Origin of the sequence: Streptomyces sp. NPDC086519, from assembly GCF_040686075.1 — a bacterium.
Lineage (GTDB): Bacteria > Actinomycetota > Actinomycetes > Streptomycetales > Streptomycetaceae > Streptomyces > Streptomyces shenzhenensis.
The window spans coordinates 1-3699 of the sequence record NZ_JBFBJL010000150.1 but is presented as its reverse complement, the minus strand read 5'-3'; the positions used below and the strand labels follow the sequence as shown (position 1 = coordinate 3699).

General features: G+C 71.2%; 3 protein-coding genes and 1 pseudogene. 2 read left to right on the top strand and 2 right to left on the bottom strand.

Features of this window, described 5'->3' with window-relative positions; genetic code table 11:
- Positions 1–173: 173 nt before the first annotated feature.
- Positions 174–785 (bottom strand): hypothetical protein, encoded by a 612-nt coding sequence (locus AB0P24_RS47660; protein ID WP_365805719.1) that lies wholly within the window; start codon positions 783–785, stop codon positions 174–176.
- Between the two features lie 227 nt (positions 786–1012).
- On the opposite strand from AB0P24_RS47660, the gene AB0P24_RS47655 reads away from it, so the two are divergent.
- Positions 1013–1708 (top strand): glycoside hydrolase family 75 protein, encoded by a 696-nt coding sequence (locus AB0P24_RS47655; protein WP_365805717.1) that lies wholly within the window; start codon positions 1013–1015, stop codon positions 1706–1708.
- Between the two features lie 74 nt (positions 1709–1782).
- On the opposite strand, the gene AB0P24_RS47650 is transcribed toward AB0P24_RS47655, so the two are convergent.
- Positions 1783–2700: a class I SAM-dependent methyltransferase gene (locus AB0P24_RS47650; protein ID WP_365805715.1), complete on the bottom strand. Its 918-nt coding sequence runs from the start codon at positions 2698–2700 to the stop codon at positions 1783–1785.
- 87 nt (positions 2701–2787) lie between these two features.
- Between AB0P24_RS47650 and AB0P24_RS47645 the strand changes: the two are divergent.
- Positions 2788–3579 (top strand): annotated as a pseudogene (locus AB0P24_RS47645) (phytanoyl-CoA dioxygenase); the annotation flags it as partial.
- Between the last annotated feature and the right edge of the window lie 120 nt (positions 3580–3699).

The window sequence follows — 3699 nt, the reverse complement described above, 5'->3', positions numbered from 1 at the left end:
GCGGTGGGGCCGCCTTTGATCCCTGGAAGATTTCACGGAGTTGCCGCAGGACCGGCTACGCGCGCGTGCCGCTGGAGAGTCGCGGCGCCGGGCGGGAGCCCGGTCCACCCCGGCCTCCCGCCGTGCGCACGGCGGGACGGCCGTTCACGTTGCCGGCTCCGGTGCGGGGCGCGTCAGTCGGGGCGCACGTCGGCGTGGACGACCTCGAACTCCTCCAGGCCCACCACGGTGAGATGGGCCTTGGCGGCGTCCGCGCTCCGGGCCGCCGCCTGCCCGGCGCGCGAGGCGGCCATGGCGGCGTGGTCGACGAAGAGCGAGCCGACCATCCCCCGGCCCCGCTGCCGGTCGACGAACAGGGAGCACTGGGCGAAGCCGGGCAGCGCTTCGAGCCGGGGTATCGCCGAGGAGCGGAACGTCTCGGCGAACAGGTCCGTGTCGGCGGGAGCGAACTCCACCCGGGTGGAGCGCATACCGCCGCCCACTCTCGGCGGCTGCACCGAGTGGAAGACGGCCACCTCGTAGTTCTCGACGGCGACGGTGCCCGCGAACGGCTCCAGCATCGGCCCCCGCCGCTCGCGCATCACCTGGTCGCTGTTGCGCCGGGCCGCCTCCGAGCCCCACCAGCTCACCGCGAGCAGTTTGCCGAGCTCCCGGTCGACGAAGACGCCCGCACCCCGGTACTCGGGGCGTTCTTCGAGCAGTTCGCGCCCCTCGCTGTTCAGCACCCTGATGGCAGCCTCGGCCTTCGATGGATCGCCGGTCACGTACACCGTGCGCACGAACATGGCCCCTCGCCTCCCAGGAGCCACCGGAGCCACCGTTCAAACCCCACACGGCTCCTGTGTAAATATCCGGAATGTTCTGCCCCACCAGTGTTCCCTGCCGCCCATATCGCCGCAATGCGTAAGAAATCACCGATGTGACCTCCAGGGGTTGACGCGAACATGTCGCCGGGTCCACCTTGTACGACACCCGGTCAGGAAACTTTCCTAACAGAAGGGGACCCCCCACAGTGCGCATCCGAACACTGACCCTTGCCGCGGCCTCCGGCGCCGCTCTGCTGGCCGCCGGAGTGCTTCCCGCGAGCGCGTCCGGCGCCGCCGTACCGAAGTCCGCCCAGGAGGGCTCGGTCAGCGCGGCGGCCCTGCTGGCCAAAGTGACGTCCTGTTCCCAGATCTCCAACGGCAAGTACAAGACCGACGACGAGACGTCGGCCACGATTCCCGTCTGCGGCAAGAACGGCGCGGTCTTCTGGAAGGCCGACATGGACATCGACTGCGACGGGCAGCGCACCACCAACTGCAACGAGGACCGCGATCCCTGGTACCAGGACGACACCGCCTTCCACCAGTCCGACGGCAAGCCGCTGAAGGCCGAGTCGCTGCCGTACATCGTGGTGCCCAGCTCCAGCAGCATCTGGAACTACTCCAGTGCCGGCATCAAGGGCGGCGGCGTGGTCGCCGTGATCTACAACAACAAGGTCGAGTACGCGGTGGTCGGCGACACCGGCCCCACGAAGATCATCGGCGAGGCCTCGTACGCCACCGCCAAGGCGCTCGGCATCGACCCCGACCCGGCGACCGGCGGCGCGGACTCCGGCGTGACCTACATCCTGTTCAAGAACTCCAAGGTGTCCCCCATAGAGAGTCACAGCGCGGCGGTGACCCTCGGCGACTCGCTGGCCAAGCAGTTCCTGGCGAACAACTGACCCAGGCGCTTGCGCCGCGCCACAGCCCGGGGAGGGCGGACGGCCCGGTACCGTGCGGTACCGGGCCGTTCCGGTCAGACGGGCCGTACCGCCGTGTGCACCGTGCGGACGCCGAGGACGAACAGGTCGGACCTGCGGTGCAGGCTCGCCGGGTCGGCCGGGTCGAGGAGGCGGCCCAGGGTGGCGCGGTCGTCGGCGTGGAGATCGTCGGTGAGGGTGTCGCGGAAGCGGGAGAAGGTCTCGACGGCGTAGGCGCGGGCCCGGTCGGAGGCGGGAGCGGGCAGGTCGAGCAGGAAGCTGCGGGTGCGGGCGTACTTGAGGCCTGCGGAGGACAGCAGCGTCGGCCAGTCCTCCGCCTCGGCGACCGAACCGGGCAGTTCGGCGCGCATCTGCGCGAACCACTCCTCCTGCAGCGCGTCCAGCCGGGCCTGGAGTCCGGGGCGGCCGATGCCGATGTCGCGGGGCAGGAAGCGGCTGGGCAGGCCGCCTTCGAGGATGGCCAGGGTGCCGCCGGGGGCCAGCCGCTCGCCGAACGCGGTGAGCGCGGCCCGCTGGTCACCGAGGTGGTGCAGGCTGTGCCCGGCCCACAACAGGTCCGCCGGGTAGTCCAGCTCGTCCAGCACCCCCGGGAGTTCACCGGCGAGCACGCCGAAGCGGTCCGCCACGCCCTGCCGCTCGGCACGGGCGCGGGCCCGGTCCAGAAGCGGTTCGCTGCCGTCCACGGCCAGCACCCGGGCACCCGGGAACACCTCGGCGAACTGACACGACACCACCCCCGGCCCACTGCCGACGTCGACGATCAGCCCCGGCTCGGTGACCTCCTTTCCGAGCCAGCCGAGTGCGCTCTCGTACAGAGGCGCGAAGAGCTCCGCCTGCGACTCCAGGTGACCGGCCATCTCGGCCCAGTCGATGTCGGTGTTCGCGTGGGCGTGGTGGCGATCGTGGGTGTGCGTGTGCTGGTGGGTGTCCGTGTGGTGGTGGTCGTGCGCCATGGGATCAGCCTCTCGTCCGGGTGCCGCCAGAGTGCGACGACGCACCGCCCGGAGGCCAGTCGTGTTGCCGGTGCGGCAAAAAACCGGATGCGGACGGCAAGGCCCACGGTCCACGATGACCGGGTGGACGACGAGTTGGTGACACGCTTCCTGACCGACGGTTTCGTGAAGATCGAGGGCGCGTTCCCGCCACGGGTCGCCGAGGACTGCGCCCGGCTGCTCTGGCGCGAGACGGGGTACGACCCGGCGGACCCCGGCACCTGGAAGGACCCGGTGGTGTGGGTGGCGGGGATGGCCCAGGGCCCGTTCGCGGCGGCCGTCAACTCCCCCGCGCTGCACGCGGCGTTCGACCTGCTGGTGGGCGAGGGCCGCTGGGTGCCGCGCTACTCGCTGGGCAGCTTTCCCCTGCGGTTCCCGCACGCGTTGGAACCGGACGACGCGGGCTGGCACATCGAGGGGAGTTATCTCCCGGAGGGCGAGAGCTGGTACTTCACGAATCTGCGCTCCCGGGACCGGGCCCTGCTGATGCTGTTCCTGTTCTCCGAGGTGACCGAGACGGACGCCCCGACCCGGATCCGGATCGGCTCCCACCTCGACGTGCCGCCGCTGCTGGAGCCGTACGGCGAGGCCGGTGTGTCCGGGCTGGAGATCGCCCCGCGCCTGGTCGAGGCCTCCGCCCACCGCCCGCTCGGGTACGCCACCGGCCGTCCCGGTGACGTCTACCTCTGCCATCCCTTCCTGGTTCACGCGGCCCAGCCCCACCACGGCACCCGCCCCCGTTTCATGGCGCAGCCGCCGTTGATGCCCGCCGCCCCCTGTGAGCTGGAGCGGCAGGACGGGAACTACTCGGCGGTGGAGCGTGCGATCCGCCGAGGCCTGGACCCCCGCGCCCCCGAGGGGGGCGGGGGACAGCGCGACCACCCCCAGAACGCCCCCCGCGGAAAAAAAAGCACGGCCCCCGGGCCGAAAGCGGCGGCTAGGCGGTTTGCCACAGCAGCG

What these genes read in the sequence shown, in the direction of transcription:
- AB0P24_RS47660 (WP_365805719.1), bottom strand. Translation starts at nt 785, where the DNA reads ATGTTCGTGCGCACGGTGTACGTGACCGGCGATCCATCGAAGGCCGAG.
- AB0P24_RS47650 (WP_365805715.1), bottom strand. Translation starts at nt 2,700, where the DNA reads ATGGCGCACGACCACCACCACACGGACACCCACCAGCACACGCACACC.